The sequence below is a fragment of the Pedobacter sp. R20-19 genome (assembly GCF_000708265.2).
In the GTDB taxonomy this organism is placed as follows: Bacteria; Bacteroidota; Bacteroidia; order Sphingobacteriales; family Sphingobacteriaceae; genus Pedobacter.
Genome location: NZ_JCKI01000002.1, coordinates 677,355 through 701,233, shown reverse-complemented (window position 1 = coordinate 701,233; position 23,879 = coordinate 677,355). Strand labels below are relative to the sequence as shown.

The 23,879-nt window shown below is 42.1% G+C and carries 16 protein-coding genes; 6 read left to right on the top strand and 10 right to left on the bottom strand.

Going from position 1 to position 23,879, the window contains the following annotated elements:
* Positions 1 to 30: 30 nt before the first annotated feature.
* Both AN34_RS06870 and AN34_RS06865 read right to left on the bottom strand, forming a co-directional pair.
* On the bottom strand, positions 31 to 1,275 hold the full coding sequence (locus AN34_RS06870) for an arsenic transporter (RefSeq protein WP_029283628.1): 1,245 nt from the start codon (positions 1,273 to 1,275) through the stop codon (positions 31 to 33).
* A gap of 117 nt (positions 1,276 to 1,392) precedes the next feature.
* Positions 1,393 to 2,610, bottom strand: a complete 1,218-nt coding sequence (locus AN34_RS06865; RefSeq protein ID WP_029283626.1) for an MFS transporter — start codon at positions 2,608 to 2,610, stop codon at positions 1,393 to 1,395.
* A 347-nt stretch (positions 2,611 to 2,957) separates the two neighbouring features.
* On the opposite strand from AN34_RS06865, the gene AN34_RS06860 reads away from it, so the two are divergent.
* The 6 genes from AN34_RS06860 to AN34_RS06835 all read left to right on the top strand — a co-directional run bounded on the left by AN34_RS06860 (position 2,958) and on the right by AN34_RS06835 (position 11,673).
* Entirely contained in the window at positions 2,958 to 4,019 is a 1,062-nt protein-coding gene (locus tag AN34_RS06860; protein WP_051666295.1) for an efflux RND transporter periplasmic adaptor subunit, read from the top strand.
* 4 nt (positions 4,020 to 4,023) lie between these two features.
* A complete protein-coding gene (locus AN34_RS06855) occupies positions 4,024 to 7,140 on the top strand; it encodes an efflux RND transporter permease subunit (RefSeq protein ID WP_029283621.1) in 3,117 nt (1,038 codons plus the stop codon).
* Positions 7,133 to 8,479 (top strand): TolC family protein, encoded by a 1,347-nt coding sequence (locus AN34_RS06850; protein ID WP_029283619.1) that lies wholly within the window; start codon positions 7,133 to 7,135, stop codon positions 8,477 to 8,479. The genes AN34_RS06855 and AN34_RS06850 overlap by 8 nt, the downstream gene beginning before the upstream one ends.
* A complete protein-coding gene (locus AN34_RS06845; RefSeq protein WP_051666293.1) occupies positions 8,469 to 9,566 on the top strand; it encodes a sensor histidine kinase in 1,098 nt (365 codons plus the stop codon). The genes AN34_RS06850 and AN34_RS06845 overlap by 11 nt, the downstream gene beginning before the upstream one ends.
* 10 nt (positions 9,567 to 9,576) lie before the next feature.
* Complete coding sequence (locus AN34_RS06840) at positions 9,577 to 10,350, top strand: LytTR family DNA-binding domain-containing protein (RefSeq protein WP_029283615.1); 774 nt, start codon at positions 9,577 to 9,579, stop codon at positions 10,348 to 10,350.
* A gap of 684 nt (positions 10,351 to 11,034) precedes the next feature.
* Positions 11,035 to 11,673: an outer membrane beta-barrel protein gene (locus AN34_RS06835; protein WP_029283613.1), complete on the top strand. Its 639-nt coding sequence runs from the start codon at positions 11,035 to 11,037 to the stop codon at positions 11,671 to 11,673.
* A gap of 122 nt (positions 11,674 to 11,795) precedes the next feature.
* Here AN34_RS06835 and AN34_RS06830 read toward each other — a convergent pair whose 3' ends face one another.
* The 8 genes from AN34_RS06830 to AN34_RS06795 form a co-directional block, all read right to left on the bottom strand.
* Positions 11,796 to 14,168: a glycoside hydrolase family 3 N-terminal domain-containing protein gene (locus AN34_RS06830; protein WP_051666290.1), complete on the bottom strand. Its 2,373-nt coding sequence runs from the start codon at positions 14,166 to 14,168 to the stop codon at positions 11,796 to 11,798.
* A 12-nt stretch (positions 14,169 to 14,180) separates the two neighbouring features.
* Positions 14,181 to 15,251, bottom strand: a complete 1,071-nt coding sequence (locus AN34_RS06825; protein WP_029283609.1) for a dipeptidase — start codon at positions 15,249 to 15,251, stop codon at positions 14,181 to 14,183.
* Positions 15,252 to 15,259: 8 nt separating this feature from the next.
* A complete protein-coding gene (locus tag AN34_RS06820; protein ID WP_029283606.1) occupies positions 15,260 to 16,372 on the bottom strand; it encodes a D-TA family PLP-dependent enzyme in 1,113 nt (370 codons plus the stop codon).
* A gap of 7 nt (positions 16,373 to 16,379) precedes the next feature.
* The gene (locus tag AN34_RS06815; RefSeq protein ID WP_029283604.1) at positions 16,380 to 16,850 is read right to left on the bottom strand and encodes a RidA family protein; all 471 of its coding nucleotides are present in this window, start codon (positions 16,848 to 16,850) and stop codon (positions 16,380 to 16,382) included.
* A 17-nt stretch (positions 16,851 to 16,867) separates the two neighbouring features.
* Complete coding sequence (locus AN34_RS06810; RefSeq protein WP_029283602.1) at positions 16,868 to 18,184, bottom strand: gluconate:H+ symporter; 1,317 nt, start codon at positions 18,182 to 18,184, stop codon at positions 16,868 to 16,870.
* Positions 18,185 to 20,485 carry a family 20 glycosylhydrolase gene (locus AN34_RS06805; protein WP_197285492.1) on the bottom strand — a complete coding sequence of 767 codons (2,301 nt, stop codon included), beginning with the start codon at positions 20,483 to 20,485 and terminating at the stop codon, positions 18,185 to 18,187.
* 18 nt (positions 20,486 to 20,503) lie between these two features.
* Positions 20,504 to 22,135 carry an alpha-L-fucosidase gene (locus tag AN34_RS06800; RefSeq protein WP_029283597.1) on the bottom strand — a complete coding sequence of 544 codons (1,632 nt, stop codon included), beginning with the start codon at positions 22,133 to 22,135 and terminating at the stop codon, positions 20,504 to 20,506.
* Positions 22,136 to 22,348: 213 nt separating this feature from the next.
* Complete coding sequence (locus tag AN34_RS06795; protein WP_231625495.1) at positions 22,349 to 23,875, bottom strand: SusD/RagB family nutrient-binding outer membrane lipoprotein; 1,527 nt, start codon at positions 23,873 to 23,875, stop codon at positions 22,349 to 22,351.
* Between the last annotated feature and the right edge of the window lie 4 nt (positions 23,876 to 23,879).

The following is a 23,879-nucleotide window of genomic DNA, read 5'->3' as shown; positions in this document are numbered from 1 at the left end:
ATATGACTTTTTATCAATATCTTACCTTTCTCAGATCCATAACGAAGCCAACGCCGCAATCAGTGCCAAAGTCATGACCAGGGCACCAAGCTTTAAAAATTTCCAGGCACTTACTTCCAGCCCTTCCCGGCGTAAAGCCACGAGCCATAAAATGGTAGCCAATGATCCGGTAATGGATAGATTAGGCCCCAGATCAATACCAATTAATACAGCGCTTTTAACTATTTCAGGAGAATGCCCCTGATTCAGCACGTTTCCTGCAATTAATCCGGCAGGCAGGTTATTCATCAGGTTACAGGCAAATGCCGTAAATATCCCACTAAGCCATACGGCACCAGTTGCTGATGCTGCAATACCTTGATTTAGAAATGCAGTCAGGCTTTGGATCATGCCCGTTTTATTTAATGCCTCAACAATTATAAATAAGCCAGCCACCAAAGGAAGCACGGCCCATGAAACTCCTTTTATAACAGCTAAAGGATTTTTTTTAACCGTAATCATTACAATTATTGTGGTTAATATCCCCGTTATGGCCGTCGGCAAACCCAGGTCCATGTTTAATCCTGAAGCAACCAATAACACAACAGCTGTCATTCCTATCCCTATAAGGGCTGTTCGGCCACCGCTGGATAATGCTGGCAGCTGGATATCGGTTCTAATTTGAACACTGAAATCACTACGCTGTGTTAAATACAATACCAGGTAAGTAACCGTAATGGCACAAATGGAAGGAATGAGATAGGTAGAAAGCCATTGATATAAGGAAGGCATATGACTACCGTAAATAACCAGGTTAGCCGGATTTGAAATGGGCAAAACAAAGGAAGCGGCATTGGCGATAAAAGCACAGATTAATAAGTACGGAAGTGGTTTTTCTACTTTGGCTGCACTTACAGCGGCGGCTACGGCAGGTGTTAGCACCACGGCCGCTGCATCATTTGATAACAAGGTAGTGACTGCAATCCCAACCAGGTAAATGAGTAAAAACAAACGGGATGGTGAGCCTTTTGCCATCAGGGTGGCATGAGCAGCGAGCCAGTCAAACAGTTTTTCTGCCCTGGCTGTTTCCGCCAGCAGCATCATACCGGTTAGAAAAAGGTAAACGTCTATCCCTTTAGCCATGCCAGTTATTGCCTCGTGATAATTAATCTGCCTGAGAAGCAATAATAAAATTGCGCCTGTTACCGCATAAACGGCTTCGGTAACTTTAAAAGGGCGAATAATTACGCCAGCAATGGCCAGAAATGAAATGATCCAGGTAGGAAGATAAATCATGTTATACTTCGATAGTTAAGAGGTTTGGCTTGCAAATTAGAGAACTGCATGCCCAAAAATAATGTTTTTGTATGAGGTAAGTATGAAGTTATAATGGCTGCTGATGGAATCAACTACTTAACCTGCTGCTTTAAGGCTTTTAGCAAAAATTAACCACAACAAAATTGAGCCCGCAGCGAAACTTCCCAGAATTAAAAAAGCTGGATTATACCCCATTCCTTCAGCTATCCAACCTCCAATGGCCGGACTTAAAGAAGCACCTAATCCCTGAACGGTCATCACTGCACCCTGACCAATATTCACCCGCCCTGTACCGTTTAAAATATGTGCCACTAAACCGGGAACCGCTACACTTTGTAAACCTGCACCAATACCATCTAATACCTGAACCGGATAAATGCCAATGTGGCTATGAAGGTAGGCGGCGATAAAACCACGTATAGGCAGAGAAATAAAGGAAATTAATAAGACTAGCCAAAAACCACTTTTTTCAGCCATTCGCATGGCAATTAATGAAGTTCCAATCATCACTAATTGTGCAATGATAATCGTCATCGCCACAAACATAGAAGCATTTTCCTGATCTTTTGCTGCAGCTGCCAGACCATATAGCGGAAGCATGGCACCATTACCCAAATGAAATAAAGCCAGTGCCGCAGCCAGAATTAATAAAGGCTTACACGTCAAAAGCACTTTAAATCCAGTGGCCTGCTCGTCCGGGCTCCCCTCTTTCATCCCTCTTGCGGCTTGGTCATCAATAGCCTTTGCAGGAATCAACAGCACTGCTATAATTGATAATAAACCAAAAAGTGCTGCCAATAGAAAAATCGCGGGCATACCAAATTTATACCCCAGGTAGCCTGAAAGTGCAGAGCCCACTACATTACCCGCATGGTTAAAAGCCTGATTATGTCCATTCTGCCGATTAAATCCCTTTTGCTTCACAATCCCCAGGGTAATCGCAATCATTGCCGGGGCAATAACTGAACCTGCAATAGCAGTAGCCACCTGCGAGATACTCACCAGCCAAAATTCTTGTGTAAACAATACAATGCACGAAGCAAGGATGGTAAAAACGGCAGAGATGACCACATAAAACCGTTTTCTTTTAGTGGCATCGATCAGTGCACCAGCAGGAATCGTCATGATCATGCCTGCCACCCCACCAATAGTCATAACAGAACCAATCAATCCGCTTTTCCAGCCATGGGCCAGTAAGAAGATACCAAGAAATGGTCCCACACCAGCCTGGAGGTCTGCCATAAAAAAATTAAGGGATTGTAGCGGCCAGATAATCTTCTTATCTACCGGGGCAGTGGTTTGTGGGTTGCTCATACGGCATCATGAACAGATTACCAGGTTAAATTGTTCATCAATATTTTTCAGCTGAATTTTTAATTCATTGAAAATCAATTAAATAAAATTTCTGGCATCACATTAATTTTTCTTCATATCTACAAAGCTTATTTCCAGGTGTTTAGAATTGCTAAATAAATACCTAAAGTTTCATAAAAGATTCTTAAAAAGGTTAGTCATTTGTCTTCATCGGCGCTAAAAAAATGAATTTAAAAAAACTAAAGTTTAGCCTTTTGGTAACTTCAGTCATCATTTTTGTCAGTTCAGTCAGTACAGGGCTTTAATCAAAAGGCTTTCTATCATCTTTGCCAATAAATACAGGCAATATGAAACTTATAAGCAGCATAAAAAAGGCTGGAGGAAATGCGCTGATCATTTCAATGCTCTCCCTTCTTCTGGTGGCATGTGGTAATCAGGACGAGAAATCCGAACACTTATCCATACAAGCAATTAGGGTTAAAACAGAAAAACTGATAACCACCAAAACAGACCAGGATCTTGTACTTAGTGGAAATATTGAAGGAAACGCTACCGTTAAACTCGGATTCATGGTACCAGGTAAAATCAGTGAGATCAACTTTTTACCCGGGCAAGCGGTTTCAAAGGGAAGTTTGGTAGCCAGCCTGGAATCAACCAATTATATATTAAACAAGCAACTGACGGAAGTAGAATTAAATGAAGCCAAAGATCAGTTCGACCGTTTAAAAATTATGCATGCTAAATCCAGCATCAGTGAACTTGACTTTACCAAAGGAAACTTTGCATTGCAAAAAGCCAGCACACAACTAAAACTAGCGGTCAAAAACCTTCAGGATACCCGCCTTTATGCACCTATTAGTGGGATATTACTCAGCAAGGATATAGAAGTGGGAGAAATTATTGCTTCCGGAACACCACTATTTGTATTGGCCGACATTACAAAAGTAAAGGTATCTGCCCTGGTGCCTGAAGGAGAATTGAAAGGCTTGAAAAAAGGCCAGTCGGCAGACGTAGATATTGAAGCATTAGACAGGCACTATAAAGGAACAATAGTGGAAGTTGGTGCCCTGGCTGATGCGACTACAAGGGCTTTTACTTTGAAAATTGAAATCAATAATCAGGATCTCGCCATCCGGCCTGGCATGATTGCCCAAACTAGAATCTCCTCTGGTCATTTCAAAACCGGTATTAACATCGTTCCGGAATGTATTGTAAATGAACCCGGCAATCAAAGCTATGTGTATGTGGCAGACCTCAAAAGCCACCGTGCCTTTAAACGAAAAATTAGCCTTGGTAAAATGTCTGCAAATCGTGTAGAAATTATATCAGGTTTATCCACAGGTGAAACCATAGTGATTTCAGGGCAAAATGCTTTAAATGATGGTGCACCTATCAAAATAGAACAGTAATCATATGAATTTCATAGAAGCAGCGCTTAAATATAAGCACCTCACGCTGGCGGTTTTGCTGTCGCTATTTGCTGTCGGCATCAACTCATTGGTTAATATGCCCCGCAGGGAAGATCCAAAAATTACCATTCGGCAGGGGCTTGTTCTGGCCGGATTTCCCGGAGCTTCATCTGCACAGGTGGAGGAGCAGCTGACCAAAAAACTGGAACAGCAACTTTTCCAATATGATGAGGTAGATAAAACAAAAACATATTCCACCTCTAAAGATGGCATAGTTGTAATTAATGTCGAACTCACAGAATCAGTTAAGCAGCCAGACATTTTTTGGAGCAAGCTCCGCCACCAGTTGTTGGTTACCAAAGCATCAGAACTGCCGCAAGGTATTCAGGGACCAATCGTTGATTCTGATTTTGGTGATACGGAAGCTGTGGTGATTGCACTGGAAAGCAACCAGGCAAGTTATAAAGAATTAAGTGGATACGCCCAAAAGGTAGAAGACCTGATTCGCACTTTGAAGCAAACTTCAAAAGTGAAGCGCATTGGAGATCAGAAAGAAGAAATAGTGGTTTCTTCCACCTCCGGTAAACTGGCGCAGTATGGCCTCAATTTCAGGCAGGTAGAAAAGGTATTACAATCACAGAATACCATTGCGGCCACTGGAGAAATTAAAACTTTAAGTAGTAAGACTCCGCTTTATACCAATGGCTATTTCCATACTGAAACAGACCTGGCCAACCAGGTTTTAGGGCTTTCACCTACTGGTATCCCGGTAAAACTAGGCGACATAGCCAGTTTGAAAAGAACAGATACCGAGCCAGAAAGTATCATCAGTGTAAACGGAAATAAAGCCATATTGCTATCTATTCAAATGCATGAAGGTAATAATATCGTAGCTTTTGGAAGAGCAGTAGACCGTATGATTGCCTTATCGAAGCAACGCATACCAAGCAATATAAAGGTGACCACATTAATCTCTCAGCCAACATTGGTGGATGATCATATTTCTCATTTTATAAAGGAGTTTTTCCTAGCTATACTGTCAGTGATTGTAGTAGTTATTCTGCTCTTACCTTTCAGGATTGCATCCGTGGCAGCTTTGGCTATCCCAATGACAGTATCGCTTACTTTCGCTATTCTGAATGCACTGGGAATAGAACTACACCAGGTATCACTTGCCGGATTGATACTGGTTCTGGGGATGGTGGTAGATGATGCCATCGTGATCGCAGACAATTATGTTGAACTTTTAGATGAAGGTATTGACCGCTGGACAGCAGCCTGGCGCAGCGCACACGATTTGCTGATCCCGGTTCTGGCGGCTACGATTACGATCATTGCTTCCTTTTTACCCATGGTACTGATTAAGGGTTCTACCGGAGAGTTTATTTTTACCCTCCCTATTACGGTGGCAGTGGCATTAATTGCCTCCTATTTTGTAGCGCTGTTCCTCACCCCTCTGCTGTGTTATACTTTCATTAAAAAAGGCCTAAATCATCCTTTCTTAAGTGATGGTCAACAAGCCGATCAGAAAACAAAGGTTTCGGTACTCATGAGGATGCAAAACACATATAATAAAGCTTTGGATTGGTGTATCAAACATCCAAAACTGACCATGTTAACCAGTATCATTTTTGTGCTGCTCACCGGAATTGTAATGAAATTCGGTGTTCGTGAGTTGTTTTTTCCGCCTGCCGAACGCAACCAGTTCATAGTAGAACTCTGGATGCCAACCGGCACCAAGCTAGAGAAGACACATGCGGCAATAAATCAGGCCGAAAACCTGATCAAAAGAGATAAAAGAGTCATTTCATATGCTGCCTTTTCCGGAACATCAGCACCCAGGTTTTATTACAACTTTGCTCCTGAAGTTCCAACCAGCAATTACGGGTTAATATTGATTACCACAACCAATAACGAAACCACAGAAGAAATGGCTGAAGAACTTACCACAAAAGTGAGCGCTCTGATACCTGACGGAACTTTTTACGTGAAGCAGATGCAGCAGGGAAACGACCTAAAAGCACCTGTAGAAGTAAGGATTATTGGAGACGATATCAATACGCTTAAGGAATACGGTACACAGGTGGCAAATATCATTAAAAGGGCAAATGGCAGTAAACTGGTGCGTAATGATTTTGCATCAGATTATTACGGTATACAGATTACGCCTAACCCGCAAGCCGGACAACTTGGCTTTACTACCGGAGATATTGCCAGTGCTATTTTTACGGGTTTTAGTGGTGCACCGATTTCTACTATTTATGAAGGAAACAACCCGGTAGATATCCGGTTGCGATTAGACCAGCAGGTGCGAAGAAATACAGATGATCTGGAAAACATCTACCTCTCTTCTCCATTAAACAATGCACAAATACCACTCAGGCAAATCGCAACCCTGTTACCGCAGTGGCAAAGCGGAAACATCATGCACCGCAATGGCATCCGTACGCTTACGGTTCAAAGCGAAACGGAGGCACATATACTGCCAGCCGAACTGCTTGAACAGATCAAACCTGCAATAAATGCACTAAAGCTTCAGGCAGGATACCATATTGAATACGGAGGTGAAGAAGGTGGAAAGGAAGAAGTGGAAGCAGATATGTACACTGCACTTGGAACCAGTTTGGTACTCATTTTTTTCATTCTGATGTTCCAGTTTAAAAACTTTAAAGAGGTGCTGATCATTATGGCCACAATCCCGTTAAGTCTTTTCGGTGCAATACTAGGGTTGGCCATCACGGGTAATAATTTCAGTTTTACCGCATTTATTGGCTTAATTGCCCTATCGGGGATTGTAGTCCGTAACGCAATCATTCTGGTTGATTACACCAATATCCTGATTCAGCATGGCATGAATATCCGAACCGCTGCCACTGAATCTGCCAAAAGGAGGCTCCGCCCAATTTTCCTCACGGCCATGGCGGCGGCGGTTGGTGTACTGCCGATGATTATATCAGGTTCGCCCATGTGGGCACCACTGGCAAGCGTACTTGCTTTCGGCGTCATCTGGAGCATGATTATGGCCTTGCTTACCGTACCCGTAATGTATATTGGCTGGGTAAACGCTGGTGACAAACAAGAAATCCATAGTCAACATCAAAATATAATTCAAAATGATTAATCAGATTAAAAACAGTTGGCGGGTGATACTTTTATGCCTCATCTGTTACAACAGCAAGGCACAAACGGCATATTCAATTCATCAGCTGATCGATGCGGCAAAAAAAAACAGCCATCAGCTTAACATCAGGCAGTACCAGGTTTTAGAAAAAACCAGCAAACTGCACGAAGATGGAATTAAAAGATTCCCTTCTTTTACAATAGATGGAAGCTATCAATATAATTTCATGTTGCCAGATATTTCTATTCCGGCCGGAACGATAGGAATGATTAATACCGGAAATGGTGCAGCACAACTTTTACCTGCACAGGATACAAGGTTTAAAATCGGCGAAAAAGGCAATTATAATGTCGGCTTTAACCTTTATCAACCCATTACACAACAAGCCAAACTGGGTACCGCAATGACCATTGATCAGACTGATATTCAAATTGCCAGACAGGAAAGTACACAAACTGCGCTGCAACTGACACTACAGGTGGAACAACTATTTTATAGTGCTTTAATTTTGCGTAAAACATCCGAATCTGGAAAGCTCCGCATTGAACTTGCAAAAGCAAAACTTACTGATGGAGAAACATCACGCATGGCAGTTACCGTTACCGCTGCTGGCCTTGCCGGACTCCGGGCTGATATCGCCAATGAGGAACAGGCTTTGATGAAAACTGACTTGCAGCTTCAGGATTATCTTTCTGAAATGAGTAGTCTAACAGGTATTAAGCTGCAAAAACTAAACCTAGAGGAACCCTCATGGAATGAAAAAGGTATATTAATAAATGATTACCGCAGCAGTGCCATACTTAATCCCGATTTGGAAATAGCCAGACTGAATAAGGAGAAGGCCCTATTAGGGATAAAAGCAGTTAAACAGGGCAACCTGCCAGATTTCGGAATTGTGGCTGGATACTATAGGCAACAAGGAAGCCCAATCCTCCCGGTAAGTAGTCCATATGTCGGCATCAGCCTGAAATGGAACCTTCAGGATCTTTTTACAAACCGTGAAATAAAAAATCAGCGGCAGGCACAATTAAAACAAGCGGAAGAAAATATGGCCTACACCCAGCAGCAAATTGGGTTATCGATTGATCGGTTATCCAGAAAAGTGGCGCAATGCAATGCCTTAATTACCGCCGCTGGCAAAGCGGTATCCTTTCGTCAGGATGAATTAAAAGAACAGCAAGACAGGTTGACTGCCGGATTTGAAATCAACACCGCAATATTAGAAACAAAAGTAAAACTTTCACAAGCAGAAACTGATCTGTACACCGCAAAATTGCAACAGGCCATAGCCATTGCCGAACTGGAAAACATATCTGGAAAGAACAAATTTGAGAATTGACTTATTTTCTGATAAAAGAGATTTAACTTTACTGGAAAAGATGTACAAACAGAATTATAACATATTCCGGCGCTATGGTTACCCAGGATTCGGGATGCTGTTGTATCTCGTCATTTTTTTAATTAATCCATATGAGCCAGAACACTCCGGTTTGCAATATTTTTTTAGTGTGGATTTTGTACTGGAGCTTGTACTGGCCATTGCTTATGCTGCTGCATTATTTGAAACCGGGATTCAGCTCACCAGTTTTATAAATCGATTTTACAGCTGGGAAGGGCATATTGCCATGAGGTTTCTGATCCAGTTCCTGCTGCACATTGGCCTGATCTACCTCATTTTGAATTTGTTTTTTATTATCAGGCTACCCGTTCGCTTTCTTTATGATGAACTGATGTTCAGGCAGGCACTAATTGTAGGAACCATTTTTTCTCTGCTTACCACTGTTGTATTTGCCGCAGCCTATTTTTTTCATCGATGGAATGATGCCAGTTTAAAATCTCTTGAGCTACAGCAACATACTACACAGGCACAGCTAGAAGCGCTAAAGCTTCAGCTTGACCCCCATTTTCTTTTTAATAACCTGAGCATTGTTACCGCACTTATTGAGGATGAACCGAAAACCGCGACAACTTATCTGGCCAATCTTTCTTCCATTTACCGATATATGCTGGCAAACAGATTGAAAGACCTCATTTCATTAAGAGAAGAATTGGAATTTATAGCCGCCTACCTGTATCTTTATCAAATCCGTTATGGCGATGGGATTATTGTTGAAATAGCCGGACACGAAGATATTGATACCCTTGGTTTACCCCCTCTTACACTCCAGCTGCTGATAGAAAATGCCATTAAGCACAATGTTTTTAGCACCAGGCTACCCTTAAAAATAAACATCTATTTCAGCACAGATAGCCATATCATTGTAGAAAATAATAAAATGCTCAAAAATAAGAATGCCTATAGCAGCGAGATCGGTTTAAAGAATATTAATGAGCGATACCGACTGATGGGACAAAAACAACTATTAATCACCGAAACCCAGGAAACCTTCACCGTTTCTATACCATTGATTACGTTAAAACCCTAATCACTATTCTATGCCAAGTGTTTTGATCATTGAAGATGAGTTGCCAAATGTGTTGAGACTCGAAAAAATGCTTCACCAGCTAGATAGCAGCATAATGGTGGTAGATCGCTTACAAACTGTTCAAGATAGTATCATTTGGTTTCAGGGACACCTACAACCAGACCTTATTTTTATGGATATCAGGCTTACAGATGGACTAAGCTTTGAAATATTTAATCATGTTGAAATTACTGCACCTGTGGTTTTCATTACCGCTTATGATGAATATGCGTTAAAAGCCTTCGAGGTAAACGGAATAGATTACCTTTTAAAACCTCTTGATGTAGATAAACTTTCTAAAAGTTTAAGAAAGGCGGCACCAAAAGACCGGCACACCAATGATTTACTTTTGCAGACCTTAAGGGAGTTACAGGTCAGAGAAATATCTTACCGCAACAGGTTTCTGGTTTTTTATCGGGATACCTACGTGCTGGTGATGACCAGTGTAATTGCTTATTTTTCATCCGAGAATAAAACCACTTTTCTGCATACCTTCGACAATAAGCGCTATGTGATCGAGCAAACGTTAGAGAATCTGGAAAAGGAACTTGATCCTGATGTATTTTTCAGGGCAAGCCGACAATATATCGTATCATTAAAATCGATCCACAAAATACACCTTTTCTTTAACAGTCAGCTCAAGATTGAGTTATCGCCTTCTGAGGGCGAAGCAATTACCCTTAGCAGGGAAAAATCTTCCCAGTTAAAAAAATGGCTGAACCAGTTCCCCTCAAATAAGCTTTAGCCTTTTATATATAGCGTCCTTGCGAGGCACGAAGCAATCTATTTTGAAGATTTCTTTGATAGAGATTGCTTCATCAGATGAAGAATCTGCTTCGCAATGACGAATTTTAAGGAGATTTTTTAGGTACCCTTTAACCCACTCGTCATGCTGAATTTATTTCAGTATCTACCTTGATAAGATCCTGAATCAAGTTCAGGAGGACGATTATTCGTGCTTCGCAATAAAGAATTTGATGAGTTTTTTGAGGAAACCCTTTAACCCACTCGTCATGCTGAATTTATTTCAGCATCTACCTTGATAAGGTCCTGAATCAAGTTCAGGAAGACGATTATTCGTGCTTCGCAATAACGAATTTGATGAGTTTTTTGAGGAAACTCTTTAACCCACTCGTTATGCTAAATTTATTTCAACACCTACCTTAATAAGATCCTGAATCAAGTTCAGGAGGACGATTCTTCGTGGGTATAGGAGGACGAGCCATTAAGCAGAATCCTCATTTCAAGGAGCTACGACAGCTTGCCCCGACCTTACGGGGAAGCAATCTATTGCGTAAAATTTTCAACAGCGCTTTCATACCATTCATTCTGTAAGGTGAGCACCGGATTTTGTCACTTCAGTAACTATCATCCAAATAACCTTACTGTTCTGCTACATCTTTGCCAAGCAGTAGTAATATAAAACACAATGAATTTCAGCACCTTTAAAAAAGTAATACTTATCGCTCTGGTTTTTTCCGGCATTTATTATACTGTAAAAGCGCAGACTTCAGATCCGGTAAAAGAGCGCAAATGGCGGATAGATTTTGGCGGGGCAATTGGTTTGTTTGCCCCATTTGATCAGGTTGCTGGTGAACCCATGCTCCTGGGTACTACCTCTCAAACCACCGTTCAGTTCAACTACAAGAAACAATTTTTCGGGAGGATACAATTGGGCGAAACCAGTGTGGGCTACAAGAGTAACACGGCATCAAATGGAATAAATTCTATGATAGATGCAAATTCCAATAGCATAAACCTGGGCTTGGGCTTAGGTTATCATAGGGGTTTGGGTAATTGGGTGCCTTTTATTGTAGCAGGCTTAGGTCCATCTTTGGTTCGCCACCCACAAGCTGATATTGATGCGACAAGCAATACAGTTAATTATTATAATGATTCTAAGTTATACCTGTATGGTAATGTCGGACTAGGCGTGAATTATAATTTATCAAAATCCATTATGCTATTACTTGAATGCCAGGCTACTAAAATCGCTAACCTCCCCAAAACACCTAGCACCCACCTTAGTGGAATCAGTGCTTTGATTAATGTGAAGTTTGCTTTATAAATTTGCGCTTTTTTCTACTGGTTGGTGTGACACCAACCACGTAAACGATTAAAAGACGAGTTAATATAGATGAATTACCACCCCGCCTTACAGGCTCCCCTCCGGAGGAGGGGAATGAAAAACTACTTTTCTATCTTAAACTTTCCTTCCAGCTTCACCTGATCTGAAGAGGATGAAACCATTACCGTATATTCTCCAGCTTCAACCGCCCACTTCATTTGAGCATTATAAATTTCCAGATCATCATGATTCAGCACAAAAGTTAAATTCTTTTGCTCACCAGCATTTAAGGAGATTCTTTTAAACTGTTTTAGCTGTTTAGTCGGCAATACGACAGATGAGGTTTTCGTTTTTACATAAAGTTGAACCACCTCTTCCCCATCTACAGTACCTGTATTTTTCAAATCAAAATTAACTGTAGCCAATCCGTTCTCATATTTAATTTTAATATTTTGGTAATCGAAAGTGGTATAACTTAAACCATAACCAAAGCTATACAAGGGTTTAGCATCCATTTCAATATAATCGTGTTTCTCAGGGTAGCGGGCATTGTAATACACGGGTAACTGTCCGACAGATTTAGGAACGGAAATCGGCAAACGGCCGGCAGGATTATAATCACCAAAAAGCACATCAGCAATGGCATTTCCTCCTTCCTGACCAGGATACCAGGCATCCAGAATGGCAGGAACATGTTCAGCAGCCCAGTTTAAATTTAACGGGCGACCTTTGATCAGCACCAGCACCACTGGTTTACCTGTATTTACTACCGCTTTTAAAAGTTTAAGCTGATCACCGAGCAAATCTAAAGTAGCCCTATCATAACCTTCACCACTTTCCATATCGCTGAGCTGATTACCTCCGGCCTGAATTTTTGCCGCTCCGGTTTCAATATATTCGGTTTTAAAATCCCTCGCACTGGATCCACCCAAAACAATGACCACTGCATCAGCTTTTTTTGCCACACTAACCGCTTCCTCAATGTTGCTGGATGTAGTATCACGTATGGCGCAACCTTTCACATAGGTGATTTTAGTATGGTTACCCAGTTTATTTTTGATTCCCTGTAAAACGGTTACCACATTGCCTTCACTTTGCGGTGCAGAATAATCGCCAATCTGGTTGTAAAACTGATCCGCATTTGGACCGATCACCGCAAGATTTTTTAGCGATTTACTTAACGGAAGCAGTTTGTCTTGATTTTTTAACAGAATGATAGATTCCCTTGCAACCTGCCTCGCCAAAGCTACTTTTTCCGCACTTCTTACCTGCTGTTTTGCAAGGTCAGGCTTTACATAAGGGTTTTCAAAAAGCCCCATATTAAATTTAATACGCAATACCCGGCTCACGGCGGTATCTAAAACCTGAGGACTTACTTTTCCTGATTTAATGGCGGCCAGCAGAGCCTTGCCATAACCGATGCCACTTAAATCAGCATCTAAACCAGCGTTAATGGACAATTCAGCTGCTTCTGCCGCATTTTCAGCAATGTGGTGATTGGCTTTCAATCCGGAAATGCTATTTAAATCCGAAACGACGAAACCTTTAAAACCCCAGTCTTTTCTCAAAATATCATTTAACAATATTTCATTAGAAGAACAAGGAATTCCATCAATGGAATTGTAGGCGGTCATCACAGATAGTGCACCAGCTTTTACAGCAGCTTTGAAAGGTGGCAAATAAAACTGATGCAAACTGCGTAAGCCAACATTAATGCTGCTCCCGTTATGGCCACCTTCGGGTGCCCCATAAGCAGCAAAATGCTTTAAAGTAGCGACCACGTTGACACCGCTATTGATGTTTTTACCTTGGAAACCTTTCACCATGGCCTCACCCATCCGGCTGTTGAGTACCTGATCTTCTCCATAAGTTTCTTCCACTCTTGACCATCGAGGTTCACGGGCTAAATCCAGTACCGGGCCATAACCAACGTGCCCACCCTGTAAACGGGTTTCTTCGGCAATTGCAGCAGCCATTTTCTGAATCAGTTCCGGATCAAAAGTACTGCCCTGCCCTATTGAAGTCGGAAAAACGGTTGTTCCAATGGCCATATGGCCATGTGGCGCTTCTTCCGAAAGTAAAACCGGAATACCCAAGCGGGTATTTTCAATCGCGTATTTTTGAATGGCATTGGTAGCCTTGGCAGCCAGCTCCGGATTTAAACCATTGGCTAAAGTCTTTTTCGTCCAGGGATCAGCACGAAGCGTTGCCCAAAGCATGCCAGTATATTCTTCCTTCAATGATTTTTTGAAAGCCTCACTTACTTCCACCTCATTTCCGTTTTTGGTATACATGGGCCAGCCAAGAGGCATAGAAATCTGCCCGACTTTCTCTTCCAACGTCATCCGGGAAAGCAGGTCTTTAATCCTACTTGCTACAGGTGCTTTTGCATTTTTATATAAGGGAAGTTTTGCCTTAGTTTGAGCAAAAACATTGGTATTTATTGTGATTAAAGCCAGGCTGAAGTACCAGGCCAGTCGTTTGTTTATCTTCATATCAGGTAAAAATTAAGTCCAGGCGTTTCTAAGAAAGCGCAACCAGTTGCCATGCATCAGGTGCTGAACGTCGGTATCGGTATAGCCTCTTTTCTTAAATAACTCAGACACTTTTTGCAGGTCGGCGATGGTTTCTAAATCATAAGGACATTGCTCTTTACCAAAAGCGCCATCAAGATCAGAACCAATGCCCACATGTTTTGCATTTCCGGCTAGCTGGCAAATGTGGTCGATGTGATCAATCATCACTTCCAAATTGCAGTTCATTGCCCTGGGCTGAGAAATACCCCGCTGCCAGTTGGGTACCATCATCCAGGCATCAAGCGCTGCACCGATTACGGCACCACGACCAATCAATTCTTTAATTTGCTCATCACTATACTGGCGGTTGTGGTTCACCAGGCTCCGGCAGTTGTTATGCGATGCCCAAATATGTCCGTTAAAACGGTTCATGGCATCCCAAAAACTATCATCACATAAATGCGTGGCATCTAAAATGATATTCAGGCGTTCCATTTCTTTTAATAAATCGTGCCCAATTGCCGTCATTTTTCCTGTGGCATCTGTTCCCTGTGCGTAACGTCCCGGGCCATAATGCGCAGGACCCACCGCCCGCAAACCATTTTGCCAGGCTTTTTCCAGATGGCCAACCGTTACCAGAGAATCTGCCCCTTCAAGGCTAAGAATGTAACCGATTGGCTTTTGATCATTAGGCTGATGATTATTCCATAGCGATAAATGATGCTCCAGTGTTTCCAGGTTATGAATCTGAACCATCTCGCCAGCATCTTCCATCGCTTTGTACCAGGCCAGTTGTCCTTGCGTTTGCGCCCAGGCCTGCGCTGGCGAATGCCATCCGGGTAAATGGTTATCAGGCGCCACATAACGGGCAATTTGTGTGGCCACCACCAATCCAATCTGGCCTTTACGCAACTCTGGGAGCGATACGGTTGCCAAAGCACGGTCGGGTTTATCGGTTAAGCCTTTCTCACGCAAATTAAGATCGGCTATGGGCTGCGTTAAATCGCGGTTCCACTCCAAAGCATTCATGCTTAAATCTAAATGGGCATCTATGGTAAACATGGTTGAGGTTATATGGTGATTTTTCTTTTCCGGGCAATAATATCCCAGCGTCTAATTGATCCGTCAGCAGTTAAACATAATGCTTTTTCATGCAAAGCTACTGTTGGGCAGATGTGGTAGGGTAAGCCATAAAGCATATTGCCCAATTGATATTGTTCGGGTTCATCAGTGCTCAAAACCAGGTGTTCTTCGCTCTGGCTTTGTACTTCCATAGAAGGTGCATTAATAAAAAACACACGACTTTGGAGTTCTTTTTCGGCAGCAACGGCTTTGTGACCTAAATCTGAACACACCAGGCCCTGAATCGGGAATGACACGATCCGGCTCAACAACAAAGCTGCTGTATTAAAATTTTGTTCGGTATAAGCATCCTGGTAGCCTCTATCCCATAAGATAAAAGTACCTGGACTGCATTCGAAACGAGTATTTAAAGCATAGATCGGAAAGGTTGGCGTTCCGCCAGCAATCACCTTCATTTCTTTGGCAGCTATACCTTCCATATCAATTTTTAAGGCAGCCAGTTGCGTAATAATGGGCGTTGTTTTTTGTTTTCGAATTTTAATAGAAGCATCATGGATCTGACCATCATAAGCATGTAAGCCTTCTACTTGCACGAAAGAAAACGCCAGCATGGAGTTAAATAAATCAAGTGCAAACTCAGGTAAAATCCCGGTTCTGTTCATGCCCACATTCAGATCAATGTAGACATTAATTATGGTATTTTCTTCTTTACCTTTTATCGCCAGTTGTGTGGCGATGTCGAGGTGATCAACCAGGCAGCTGAAATGCGTATCCGGATACCTGGCTTTCAGTTTAAAAAAGCGATCAATATTTTCGCCTACAGGCTGATAAGCAAGTAAAACATCATCGGCTTTCGCCATCGCCAGCATCTCAGCCTCGGCTATGGTGGCACATTTAAACTTTCTGATCCCTGCTGACAACATCAGCTCGGTAATTTCCAAACACTTATGCGTTTTTACATGTGGCCGCAACCGATCCGGATCATCAATCATGCCTTTCAGCATTTGAATGTTTTCGCGTAAACGTTCCTCATAAAAAATAAGGGAAGGCGTTTCGATATTGGCCTCATTCGGCAAAAGATACCATGCTTGCTCTTGCATAATGGGTTTAAAAAAGTTCAAACAAAGCTTCAATCTCTACCGGAATATTATCTGGCAAGGAGCCAAAACCCACCGCACTTCTTACCCCAATTCCATTTTCTTCACCCCATACCTTTGCAAAAAGTTCACTGCAACCATTAATAATGAAAGGGTGTTTTTCAAATTCAGGCGTACAGTTTACCATGCCTAGCACTTTAATTACCCTTTTCACTTTATTGAGTGAGCCCAGGTTTGTTTTAATGGTAGAAAGCATAGTTAAGCCTACCTGTAAAGCCGCAAGCTTTCCTTCTTCCTGACTTAAATCTGAGCCAATGCGACCGATAATTAAAGATTTATCTTCCTGCACCGGACCGTGACCGCTTAAATAAAGATATTTCCCATCAACCAGGCAAGGTTTATACACACCCAGTGGTGCAGGTGCAGGTGGCAGGTTAAGTTTGAGTTGTTCGAAACGTTCATCAGGTGTTAAATTTTCCATTGTATCTGTTTATATAATTATACGATAATAAGATGTAGTAAAAGTATGCCCAACAGGCCAACAATGCCCACCATTGATTCCATTAATGCCCAGGATTTGAAAGTATCTTTAAGGCTAAGTCCGAAATATTCTTTAAACATCCAGAATCCGGCATCGTTCACATGCGAAAACATTAAACTTCCGGCTCCAACGGCTAAAACCATCAGGTTCGGATTGGTATGGGTTTGCTCCATCAGCGGAACAATAATGCCTGCTGTAGTGAGCCCTGCAACCGTGGCCGAACCTACACAAAAGCGAATAATGGCCGCAATTAACCAGGCCAAAAATAAAGGTTCTACTTTTACATGCTGTAAATAATCTGCAATTTGATTGCTTACGCCACTTTCCGTTAGCACTTGCTTAAGTGCACCAGATCCGGCTATGATCAATAAAATCAGGGCAATATCTTTAATCGCATCGCCGTAAATAGTCATAATATCTTTGATCTTTTTTCCTTCGGATACGCCCAAAAGCCAGGTGGCTACCACCAGTACCAGGAGCATAACCACCGAAGGATGACCTGCAAATAAAATGTAAGGAAGTATTTTGGAATCTGCATTTAAAATTAAAGGGAAAAAAGATGCTGCTGCCAATAAGAGCACAGGCAACAAGGCCGTAAAAAAGCTTTTGAATCCGCTGGGTAAATCTTCATCAGCCAGGTCTTTTGCATTAAAGGAAGCTAATGGAGTAGCCGGAATGGCTTTCAAAGTTCTCGAAAATATTGGCCCGCCAATTACGATTGCCGGAATGGAGACCGCCAAACCATAAAGTAACGTTAAGCCCATATCAGCATTAAACTGAATGACTAAAGCTGCTGGCGAAGGATGTGGGGGCAGAAAACCATGCGTTACAGAAAGTGCCGCCAGCATGGGCAAGCCAATGTATAAGGCTGGTAATTTATACCGATATACCACTGAAAAAATGAGCGGCACCATTAAAACGAAACCGATGCCATAATAAAGCGGAATCCCAATGAGGAAACCAGTAAGCACCATGGCCCATTGAATATATTTCGGACCAAAGGCATCCATACTCACTTTTGCTATTTTTTGCGCGGCACCGCTTTCAGCCACCAGTTTACCCAGCATGGCTCCCGCAATAATAACAATGGCCAGTGAGCCTAGAACGTCGCCCATCCCCTTTTCAATCATCGAGGGAATTTTTGCAGGTGGCAAGCCTAATGCTAAAGCAGCAAGAAATGATACCGCCAGAAAAGCCAGAAAGGCATTCACCTTAAAGGCAGAAATAAGTATGATGAGCAGTGCAATGCACAGAATAACGATGAGTATAGTCATTTAATTGATGATAATTTCGTCAACCATTAGCCAGGCTTTAGTGCCTGCGCCATAAAAGCCATCCGGGATGATCCCGATATTGCTGGCCTTAATTTTTACATAGCGGGCTGGCATGGCCTTCAGCTTTTGCCTGGCCATGTTAATCCCTTCTTTACCGAAAACCGTTTGCCTGGAAACCTCTTTAAAACTAATGTTATCCGTAGATACCTCGAAAGTGAGTAGTTTTGGCGGATGCATTTTTTGCCATTGGTAATTGAGGGTATTCAGCCCTACTTCACTGATGGTTTGCACTGCTTCCAAATCTACAACAGCCTCAAAATCAACCCCACTGTAACCAAGCCATTCGCCATTATTGTAGAGTGGCGAGCCCTGAACGCCATTGGTTAAAATTTGTGGATCTACATGGTAATTGCCCTGTCCGGGCTGTGCAAGACTTACTTTTTTTCCGGTGGCCAGGATTTTTATAAGGATTTGTTCGTACAGCTTGCCGGCTGCCTTTCCATCTTTAAAAAGCCTTGCTTTAAGGGTTCCGGATTTTTCCATGCGAACCGGAGAAATGTATTTTAAACTGCCTGGTGTGGGATCAGTTCCATTGATCGTGTACCTGATTTCAGCATTTTTTAGATCAGTGGAAAGCTTAAACGATGAAGCATTTTTAACGCTTTCACCTGTAATTTCATTAAATGAAGTGGCATAATGAATTCCTTTCAAAAAACGGAGGTTTTGGTTTAAGCGGATCAGGAAATCCGGGTACTTTTTATATTCCGGTTTAGACCATGCTGTTTCTGCCAAAGCAATGATGCGGGGAAAAATCATATACTCCGCTTGTGCAGCACTGTTCAGGTATTCCGACCATGCATTGGCTTGTACCCCTTTGATGTAACGCTGCTCCGATTTAGAGAGTTCATCAGGCATGGGTTCGTATTCATAGATTTTACGAAGCGGCAAATAGCCTCCGGCGGCAACGGGTTCTGTTTTACTGAGCGATTGATAGTAATCGAGGTACACGAATTTCTCCGGCGTCATGATGACATCATGTTGGAGTTTGGCTGCAGCAATACCGCCTTCTAAACCACGCCAACTCATTACCGTTGCATCCGGCGCCAAACCACCTTCTAGAATTTCATCCCAGCCAATGATTTTCTTGCCTTTGGTATGGAGGTATTTTTCCATCCTTGCGATAAAATACGATTGCAGTTCGTGCTCATCTTTTAGCTTTTCATCCCTGATTCTTTTCTGGCATTTCGGGCAATTGTGCCAGCGGGTTTTCGGACATTCATCACCACCAATGTGTACATATTTTGAAGGAAATAAAGGTATCACTTCATCCATAACGCCTTCTAAAAAATGAAAGGTTTCTTCATTACCTGCACAGAAAACATCTTCAAAAACACCCCAATAGGTAGCCGTTTGGTATGGGCCGCCTGTACAGCCCAGATTTGGATAGGCTGCCAAAACCGCCTGTGCATGTCCCGGCATTTCAATTTCTGGTATGGTGGTAATTTGCCTGTCTGCCGCATAGGCAACAACATCTTTAACTTCTTCCTGAGTATAATAGCCGCCATATCTTTTTCCATCAAAAAGGTGTGGATCTGTTCGCTTATGGCCGATTAAAGTTTCTTTTCTAAAAGCAGAGACACTTTGCAGCAAAGGATATTTTTTAATTTCGATGCGCCAGCCCTGATCATCTGTTAAATGCCAATGGAAGGTATTGATTTTGTAAAAGGCCAGCTGATCAAGCCATTTTTTTATTGCCGCCACGCTAAACAGGTGCCGGGCTACATCCAGGTGCATGCCCCGGTAAGCAAATCTAGGTGCATCTGCAATGTGGTATGAATCCACAAAAATCTTTTTACCTTTTTTTTTGATCAGCTGTGTAAGTGATTGCAAACCATAAAACAAACCGTGTTCATCACTGGCTTTGATCACAATGTTTTTTGGGGATACATCCAACATATAACCTTCTGTCGGAATATTGGAGGCCGAATCAATCAAAAAACTAATTCCATGCGATGCTGATTGACGACTCGTTTGAAGCGAAAATCCTGACAAATCCTTCAGGTATTGATTAAAGAAGCTGGCATTTACTTTTCTGCCATTAGCGAAAAATAACTTCGTATCTGGATTAATGATAAATGTACCCTCTTTCTTAATTTCTTCAGCAGGTCTTGGTATAATTCCTGAATGGTGATCTCCTTGTGCTTGTAAAAGCTTGGAACAAAACAACAAACTCACCGTCAGGATGAAGGCGAATATCATCGGCCTGATGAAAAGGAAATTCTTCTGGGAAAATTTTATCATAATACCAATCTTCATCAACTAAGGTAGATTTAAAACTTTATTTTCTCCTTCTATCACTACATTTTGCTGTTCTGCTACGGCTTTGTATTCGTACGAACCCTTCGGCAATTTTATTGTCCCTAAAAATGTTCCATCAGCTTTAATGGTTACCCATGGGCTCATTTTCCATTCTTCAGCATAAAGCGTTTCCACTTGTCCGCGGTATGGGCGATAGTAAAATTTTGCCCGGCCTGGTTTAACTTGTGTATAGTTTAATATTTTGCCATTCAGGGTAGCCACACCGCTATTGGCTTTAGCATTACCTGTTTGTACCATGGCTGCCTCTGCAAAAACAGGTGCTACATTTTCTATTTTAATCACGACCGGATTTGGCCAGCGGTGATCATCATAAATACGCTGGGCTTTCACTACCGATAACTCCAAACCATTGCCGGTTTGTTTAAACCTGGAAGAAACATCTAAATCAGGCTTATACTCCATGATTTTACTGTTTTGGCCCAACACACTGATTTTGGTATTTGCAGTTGCCTTTGCTGATTTTAAAAAGAAGTTTCTACGTTCACCTTCTTTCCAGTCCTTTGAATCCATGACGATGGCAAATAAAGTGCCCGGCGCTTTCTGAGTAAAATAAATATTATTTTCTTTGCTGACTACCCAACTGCGTACATCATCCATTGCTTCATGATTGATGAAATACCAGCCGGCCATTTCGCGTAAACGGTCTTCCTGCTCGGTGGCTAAGGCGCCACTTGGCTTCGGCCCTATATTTAATAACAATGATCCTCCCTTCGATCTGGCTTCTATCAGCAAATCAATCAATTGCGAACCTGATTTATACCTTTCATTAGTAGGCTGATATTGCCATGCGGTTCCGATAGTTACCGGAGATAACCAGGGTTGAGTGATCTTTGCACCTGGCAGGGTTTGCTCAGGAGTTAAAATAGCACCTCTGGTAATTAGAATATCAGGTTGCATTTTCCATGCAGTTTCCTTCACGGTTTCCTTCGGATCGCCATCAATAAACAGCACATCGATTTTGCCATAGTTCTGCATCAGTTCTTCTGTTTGCCTGCGGTTATATTCTGCATATTCTTTTGTGGTTGCCGCATCCAGATTGGTAATATTCCTGCTGATTGGGATTTTGTGTTTGTAAAGGAAATTGAAATCTTCGGGCGAAAAATAAAAACCGACATCCAAACCTGCATCACGGGTAGCCTTTACAAATTCTTTGAGTAAATCTTTTTTATAAGGGGTATTGGTGATGTTAAAATCGGTTGTTTTGGTATCCCAGAAGCAAAAGCCTGCGTGATGCTTAGTTGTAAAAACAATGTATTTCATCCCCGCCAGCTTGGCCAGCTCAGCTACCTCTTTCGGATTGAAGGAAGAAGGATTAAAAGTTTTAGGGAGTTCATTAAAGTAACGTTCCGTGTAATCATCAGAAGCACCCACCAGCGAGTGGCTGATTACAATGCCAAGTTGCGCATCTACATTAAAATGGATAAATAAACCTGCACCTGTATTTCTTAACCATTCTTCCCGTTCGGGCTTATTTAAATTGTATGTGCTGGAAGTTTCGTCTTCCACCACATCGTTTTTTTGTGCATAAACGGTTCCTGTAAAAAGCAGGCAAAGGATGAGTAATCGGTACATATTGCTTATTAAGTATTGTAAATCAATTTTGTAAAGGTTATTGTTTTATTTGGGGTCGTCATTGCGAACTGAAGTCCAGGCTTTGTGTTATCGGGGTGAAGCAATCTTTCAAAGCAAGGCTCCTTAATATTCATGTAGTCATCGGATGAATATTTGTACCTAGCCTGGTATTCATCCGATGACTAATTCCATAAACACCCCGCCCTGCGGGCTCTACAATTTATCCCACCAGATCCTGGTCATGAAATCATCAGAACCTTGCCTGGCGATGGCTGCGTCTAGTGAGGCCCGGTTTAAATTTTGCTCAGAAAGCGGGTACAACATCCTTCTAAAGATTCGGCCTCCTGTAGCATTACCTACATACACCACCGGAACCAAAGCCGGGTATCCCGTTCTGCGATAGCTCGCAAAAGCTTCCTGGGCATCAGGAAATATAGCCAGCCAGTATTCTGTATAAATTTGTTGCATTTTCTGTTCAAACGTTCCTGCTGTGTTAAATGGATGGTATTTGATATAGGTATTAATTTGCAGATCGCTGATGATTCCATCCGCAGGCACGATGATGGCCCACTGTTTCATCGCTGCCCTGATGCCGGCTTCATAAAGGGCAGCCGCATTACCTGCCGCATACCAGCCACGCAAATTGGCTTCAGCCAACAAGAAATCGGTTTCTGCTGTAGTGTAAATTAATTTTGCTCCACCTAAGGCCAGCACGGTCTTCTGGTTCGGTTCTGAATAGGTTACAAAATCAGCAGGTTTTGAACTAAAAGTTGCCGGCATTCCTTTTTGAATGGCCATAGTAGTATCAGCTACTCCATTCACATACACTACAGATAAAATCCCCAAACGCGGATCTTTATTCGTTTTCATATAAGTGATGAAGGTATTCTGGTATTTACCGCCTTCCTGGTTACTCGTTCCATCTGCTTTGATGTAATCTCCGTTGTAAAGCGTTAAAGCGATTGGATTTTTGTTAATGTCCTGACCAGCGCTCATGTATGAAATTTTGGCAATGTCGGCATCATCGGTAATCACACCACCAGCAATGGCTTTTTTAACCCAGCTTTCAGCCAGCACAATATCTACTTTAGTTAACCGCATCCCTAAACGCAACATTAAAGAATAAGCAAATTTTTTCCACTTGGTCGTATTTCCGGCATATATCAAATCTGCCTGACCGAATGTAGTTTTTGCAGCATTCAGGCTTAATGCAGATTCTTCCAATTCTTTTAACAGATCAAGATAAATGGCTCTTTGAGCATCGTAAGCAGGTTTATAGTTGGCACTGGTATATCCTTGCGCAGCTTCAGTATAGGGAATATCACCATACAAATCAGTGGTCCTGGCAAAACAATATGCTCTCCAGATCCGGGCTGCAGCCAATAAATTCACCTGATCAGGATTGGCTTTTACGGCATCAATCACCAATGTAATTTCATTTATTTCCTGGTAGTAAGCGTTACTAAACTGTGCTGAAGATTGCTGACTCTGACTGGACACATACTTCGATCCAAAACCAGCCACATCATTAAAGCTGGTGGTGTATTGCATGGTACCCAGTAATAAGGTCAGGTTATTTTTAGCGCCATCGTACAGCGCTTTGGTAAAAACAAATGCGGGCTGTATATTGGCCGATGCTTCAGGATCGGTATTGATTTCCTGAAAATCTTTTGTACAGGAAGGCAGGATGGCACTGAACAATAATGCGCAGATGGCTGCTTTATATTTTTTAGCGTACATTTTC